At 64.5% G+C, this 1,937-nt stretch carries 3 protein-coding genes; all 3 read right to left on the bottom strand.

The window, feature by feature from the left end:
• The coding region (locus U5809_RS34485; protein ID WP_322089837.1) for an ABC transporter permease subunit at positions 1-647 on the bottom strand (647 nt) is incomplete at its 3' end.
• Positions 644-1,630 carry an ABC transporter permease subunit gene (locus tag U5809_RS34480; RefSeq protein WP_322089836.1) on the bottom strand — a complete coding sequence of 329 codons (987 nt, stop codon included), beginning with the start codon at positions 1,628-1,630 and terminating at the stop codon, positions 644-646. The genes U5809_RS34480 and U5809_RS34485, both read right to left, overlap by 4 nt.
• Before the next feature lie 10 nt (positions 1,631-1,640).
• On the bottom strand, positions 1,641-1,937 hold a 297-nt coding region (locus U5809_RS34475), incomplete at its 5' end, for a TOBE domain-containing protein (protein ID WP_322089835.1).

Genomic DNA, 1,937 nt, shown 5'->3' with positions numbered 1-1,937 from the left:
GACAGGAACGCCGACAGCACCAGGTCGTCGATCGACAGCGTGAACGACAGCAGCCACCCCGACAGCAGCGCCTGCGAGATCAACGGCAGCGTCACCACGAAGAACACCTTCAGCGGCGTCGCGCCCAGATCCAGCGCGGCCTCCTCCAGCGACTTGTTCATCTCCTTCACGCGCGACTGCACGATGATCGCCACGTACGACACGCACAGCATCACGTGACCGATCCAGATCGTCACCATCCCGCGACCCTTCGGCCAGCCGAACATCTGCTCCAGCGCCACGAACAGCAGCAACAGCGAGATGCCCTGGATCACTTCCGGAATCACCAGCGGTGCGTTGATCATCCCCGTGTACAGCGTGAAGCCCTTGAAGCGGCCGAAGCGCGCCAGCACGAAGCCCGCCCACGTGCCGATCACGACCGACGCGGTCGCCGTCAGCAGGCCGATCTTCAGCGAAAGCCAGGCGGCCGTCAGCAGCTCGTCGTCCTCCAGCAGCGCCGCGTACCACTTCAGCGAGAAGCCCGACCACACCGTCACCAGCTTCGACTCGTTGAACGAGTACACGATCAGGCTGATGATCGGGATGTACAGGAACAGGAAGCCGAAGGCGAGGACGCCCGTCGACAGCGGTTTGCTCGGCTTGATCATTTCGCTTCCTCCAGTTCCTTGACCTGGTAGTACTGGAACAGCGCCATCGGCACCAGCAACAGCAGCACCATCGCGACCGTCACCGCGGACGCCATCGGCCAGTCCATGTTGTTGAAGAATTCATCCCACATCACGCGGCCGATCATCAGCGTGTCCGCCCCACCCAGCAGCTCCGGAATCACGTACTCGCCGACCGCCGGGATGAACACCAGCAGGCTGCCGGCGATGATCCCGTTCTTCGACAGCGGCAGCGTGATGCGCGTGAACGCGACCCACGGCTTCGCGCCCAGGTCGTACGCGGCTTCGAGCAGCGTCAGGTCCATCTTCACCAGGTGCGCGTACAGCGGCATCACCATGAACGGCAGGTACGAATAGACCATCCCGATGTAGACGCCCGCATCGCTGTGATAGAGGCGCAGCGGCGTATGGATGATGCCCAGCGCGATCAGCGTGTGGTTCAGCAGGCCGTCATCCTTCAGGATGCCGATCCATGCATAGACGCGGATCAGGAACGAGGTCCAGAACGGCAGCATCACGGCCATCATCAGCACGTTGCGGCGGTTCGGTTCCGAGCGCGCGATGTAGTACGCCATCGGATAGCCGATCAGCAGGCACAGCACGGTCGACACGGCGGCCATCTTCAGCGAGCTGAGGTAGGTCGCGATGTACAGGTCGTCCTGCAGCAGGAACGCGTAGTGCGACAGCTGCAGCGCGAAGTGCACGACGCCGTCCTTGAACTCGACGAGCGACGTGTATGGCGGGATGCCCATCACCTGGTCGGCGAAGCTGATCTTCAGCACCAGCACGAACGGCAGCGCGAAGAACACCGCGAGCCACAGGAACGGCACGCCGATCGCGACGCTGCGGCCCGACGGCAGGAAGCGCGACAGCGCGGCGAAGCGGCCCGGGCGCGACCGGCCGGTGCCGGTGCTCGCGGCGCCGGCAGACACCGGCGTGGAAGGCGTGGAAGCAGAGGTTCTCATCGCGTCTTCCTCATTGCGTCAGCACGACGCCGCTGGCCGGCGACCACGACACGAACACGTCGTCGTTCCACGCCGGCGCGTTGTCGCTCATCAGGTGCGAGCTCGACAGGTTCGACACCACCGTCTTGCCGCTCGGCAAGCGCACGTGGTACAGCGAGTAGCTGCCCATGTACGCGATGTCGGTCACGACGCCGCGCGCCCAGTTGTGTTTCGAACCCGGCTTCTCGCGCGACACGTGGATGCGCTCCGGACGCACCGAGATGCCGACCGGCATCCCGAGCGGCCCGGTGATGCCGTGGCTCACGTA

It is taken from the genome of Burkholderia sp. BCC1999, from assembly GCF_905339975.1.
Lineage (GTDB): Bacteria > Pseudomonadota > Gammaproteobacteria > Burkholderiales > Burkholderiaceae > Burkholderia.
Note: the sequence above shows the minus strand (reverse complement) of the source record. Positions and strands in the feature narration are given on the sequence as shown.